This window comes from Neobacillus drentensis (genome assembly GCF_036962125.1).
GTDB classification, from domain to species: domain Bacteria; phylum Bacillota; class Bacilli; order Bacillales; family Cytobacillaceae; genus Neobacillus; species Neobacillus drentensis_B.
In genome coordinates, this window is record NZ_JBALOA010000026.1 from 173,611 (window position 1) to 177,405 (window position 3,795).

The 3,795-nt window shown below is 36.0% G+C and carries 6 protein-coding genes; 1 reads left to right on the forward strand and 5 read right to left on the reverse strand.

The window, feature by feature from the left end:
* Window positions 1–77 precede the first annotated feature (77 nt).
* From V7121_RS20830 to V7121_RS20840, 3 genes are all read right to left on the reverse strand, one after another.
* Window positions 78–848 carry a sporulation protein gene (locus V7121_RS20830; protein WP_335500222.1) on the reverse strand — a complete coding sequence of 257 codons (771 nt, stop codon included), beginning with the start codon at window positions 846–848 and terminating at the stop codon, window positions 78–80.
* Window positions 849–859: 11 nt separating this feature from the next.
* A complete protein-coding gene (locus tag V7121_RS20835; protein ID WP_335547654.1) occupies window positions 860–1,660 on the reverse strand; it encodes a serine/threonine-protein kinase in 801 nt (266 codons plus the stop codon).
* Between the two features lie 392 nt (window positions 1,661–2,052).
* Window positions 2,053–2,226: a YozD family protein gene (locus V7121_RS20840; protein WP_066256754.1), complete on the reverse strand. Its 174-nt coding sequence runs from the start codon at window positions 2,224–2,226 to the stop codon at window positions 2,053–2,055.
* 197 nt (window positions 2,227–2,423) lie between these two features.
* Between V7121_RS20840 and V7121_RS20845 the strand changes: the two genes are divergently transcribed.
* Window positions 2,424–2,591, forward strand: a complete 168-nt coding sequence (locus V7121_RS20845; RefSeq protein WP_335500226.1) for a hypothetical protein — start codon at window positions 2,424–2,426, stop codon at window positions 2,589–2,591.
* Window positions 2,592–2,614: 23 nt separating this feature from the next.
* On the opposite strand, the gene V7121_RS20850 is transcribed toward V7121_RS20845, so the two are convergent.
* Window positions 2,615–3,310, reverse strand: coding sequence for a hypothetical protein (locus V7121_RS20850; RefSeq protein ID WP_335500228.1), 696 nt, complete (start codon window positions 3,308–3,310; stop codon window positions 2,615–2,617).
* 128 nt (window positions 3,311–3,438) lie between these two features.
* Window positions 3,439–3,663, reverse strand: coding sequence for a YozE family protein (locus V7121_RS20855; RefSeq protein ID WP_335500230.1), 225 nt, complete (start codon window positions 3,661–3,663; stop codon window positions 3,439–3,441).
* Between the last annotated feature and the right edge of the window lie 132 nt (window positions 3,664–3,795).

The following is a 3,795-nucleotide window of genomic DNA, read 5'->3' on the forward strand; positions in this document are numbered from 1 at the left end:
GTAAACTAAGTTCAAAACTTATACTTTCTTATCCGACAGAAAAAAATAGGACCCTCTTCGGCCCTATTTCCTAGTTATTATGAATATCTTTGAATTACACTTTGGATTTTTTGTTGTAAATAAGGAATATCTGTATTTGATACTGACAAGCGTACATTAGATTCATCCGTACCCATTGCCTCTGAGAACAGTCCTGATAACCCTCTTGCTCGACGGTCTACTTGGAACATGATATCCAGCGAACCATTTCCTGATGGGAAGAAAACTACTTCTAGTTCATCTAATCTGCCGCGAAATAAGCCTGAAGTTGGAACAAATTCAAATTCTTGAACAAACGGTAACCTGCCACGTAATCTCCTTGGTGCTTCTTCACAGTCAGCCTCACGAATCCTGAAACCTAAATTATCGATTGCGTTAAACACAGCAGACATTATGGGGTTCGGCACAACTTTTAGATAATCTTTATCGCTTGGGTCAACACCGCCCTTAATCTCAAGTCCCGTTGTTACCCAAATTTTTGATCTTCCAATTGAAAGTGGTGTGTCAAAAGGAAGTTGAAAGGAAAAGGGAATATCTTTTTTCTCGTTCGAACGAATGACAAACGGAGTCGTTAAACGGAACCGATCAATCGCAGCAGTGACGGTATACTTTTTGTCATCTGCTTCTCTTAAATAGGTAGTATTTAAGGTAAGATAAATCTCATCCACTTGCTGGTCCACCTTACCACCTTTAATTTCAACAACACCGTTAACGGTCTCACCTGGCATATAAGTATCTTTTTCAAGCTTTGTGTCTACAGAAGCAGACCCTATCCCGACACTGGCAAATACTTTGTTAAAAAAAGACATTGTTTCTCCTCCTAGAATAGATATAAATTTTTTATTTCAGCTCTTATTTGGGCACAGTTCTCATATGCTGGTTCAATCTGCAAGAGCTTTCTAATTATGTGTTTGGCCTGATCTGAAATCGCGAGTTCTTCTTCCCAGCTTTTTTCATGTGTATTGGTTGGAAACGTGTAATTAGAGTAGAGCAGAAACAAAAGAAAATGTCCAAGCCCATAAAAATCAGCTTGAAAGTTTATTTCTTTACGCAAGTTAACTTTCTGCCTCCGCAGTCCTTCTCTGTCCAGGTCTAATTGCCTTCCTAACCCTAAATCAATCAGCTTAATTTTTTTTCCATCGGTTATGACATTAGGAATCCGAATGTCACGATGGATGATTTTATGGTTATGCAGGTATTCAATTGGTGTTAGTAACTCATTTACAATGGTGAATGCTTCCTTTTCGGAAATTCTTTTGCCTTCCGAAAAAATGAGTTGCTCGAAATTCTTACCCTCAATAAATTCCATCGTATAAAAAGGAACACTATTAAAGGTACCTCCTTCAAAATACCTAGGAAACCCTGGATGATCAATCGACTTTAACAGTTGCTTCTCAAATTCAAAGTGACTTCGGCCAGATTGAGTCATTCTTTTATGGAGCCGCAAGGCTTTTAGTACCTTTTTTTGATCAGATTCTAAATCATCCACTAAATAACTATGACCATACCCACCTGCCCCTAGATGTGTTATCACCTTGTAACGCGCAGCAATAAGTTCATCCTTATAAAAGGGCTTTTCAAGTAAATTTGAGAAAAGTAATGTGAATCTTTTAATCATCATTAGAGCACATGGTTAGCTGCTAAAAAAACTACTGCTTTTGTATTTCTTTTTATAATAATGATGTCCTAGGTTGTTGTGATTATAGTGATTCTTTCTCTTCCAGGCATCACTTGATGAACTGTATTTATGGTTATGGTGTAATTTGCTGCCGAAAATCAATTTAAGGATTTTTTTTAACAACTCATTCTCCCCCTCTGCTTCGTAACTAATAATACGTATCCAAAAAATAAAGGTTTCAAGATTTGAGAAATTAATAAAAATAGACTTCTAGTTAAAAAATTCGGCTAAGTTTAATGTAAGACACAGCAAAAAGCGAGCACCGAATGCTCGTCTTTCGCATTAATCTATGATAAAGGAAACGATTTCATTTCCTCTTCTTGACTAAAAAACTTTTATTCATCCTCTTCTTCTTCGTCGATAATACTTTTCTCAATCAAATATTCGAAGGTTATGTCTGCTATTTCTTCTAACTCTTCTTCACTAGGAACGTATCCCCTTTTTACAAGCTCATGAAAGAAAAATTCGGCAATCTCTTCGGTATCAATAAATACTTCAATTTCTCTCATAGCATCGCCCCCTTTTTAGAGAATGTATGATGTACATAGCTTTTTCATGCTAGTAACTTTGCGGAGCTAACAATTATCCCATACAGGCAGTTCACGAGGATGTATTAAAACATTGTAAATTACATTAGTGATTAAGTCTTTTTTTGATTGGACAAGCATAGGATGAATGAAAAGAACATAATTCAGGGGTGATTCGGATGTCATATTTAAAAGTAAAGGCAGAGGCGTGGATAGATGATGTTAACCGGGAGGATGGTTACACCCTCCAATTATTTGAGAAGTTTTTAAATGCAATGTTTTTTCTCATTAAATGGGCAGGTATTCCGTTTGTTGTTTATTTACTTTTTGAAATTTCGAATTGGTAGCGTTTCGAGGCTTTGTCATTGTTTTACACATGACTCTTGCCATCATTACTGACAAGGCTCTCTAATTTCCTGAGAATCACACGCATGACTTGATAATATTCTTGATCCTGAAACATTTCATATAAAATCCGGTAATCATTAAAAATGTCCAATAAATTATCAATTAACTCTTTCTTTTCTTTTTTTCTTTCAATTTCTTCGAATTCAGCTTTTCTAATGATGTTTTGGACTTTAGGATTTTCGACTACCTTTTCTTGTTTATTTACTAAGTATAGGAGACCCAGCTTTTGAATGAATGTGTCAGCATTTTCAGCATCGGCTACCAGAGTCAATTCTTCTTCACCTGCTTCGAGCCATTCGCCATCACTAACCCTTGACAGCTCATATATGACATCTTCCCAGGCATCTTCCTTATAACGCCAAATTTCAGTCCGGAAGCCTACAACTTTAAACAGGTCTGCACCATAACCACTTACTTGAACTAGATCACCGAAGAAAAAGTTATATTCGATGTCAATTTGTTCTTGCTCCATTATAACTCCATCGAATTCTGATAGTAACTGTAAGGCAGATTCAATAAACAATCCGTCACTTTTATTTACTTCATACACATACTTCCCGTCTAGCCACTTTACATCAGTTACCTTGCCTACTGTACCATAAATAGTAATCACGACCGTATCACCGATCTTATACTTCGGTTTTTTTCTATTCGCCATTTCCTCCCATCCTCTCAATTAATAAGTCGTGAATTTTGATTACAATAGTATATGCACAGTTTGAATAAAAGCGCATGTGATTTATAAAATGAAAAAATCGCCTCATGAGGAGACGATCCAATTTCCTATTATTTTCTTTCGGTTAGCTGATATTGCTGCCATGCCTCATCAAAGACAGACATCGATTCTAAATAATGACCATTTAGTTCAAGATAAGAGCTTATCTCATGGTAGTCTTCTGAGACTTTAGGAAAGCTATGGTCTAAATAAGCATGATTCGCAAACTTACTGATTACATCCTTTGGAGCGGGATGCCTATATTTCATTAAGAAATGATAAAATGATTTAAGCATAGAAAAACGCCTTTCTCGTACCAAATATTTATAAGACATACTATAGCGAAAACAAAGAAAACCGTCCAGTTTTACGAAAATCTCATAAATAGAAAAAGCAGCCTACAAAAAAATGATCTGACCCAATAAAGT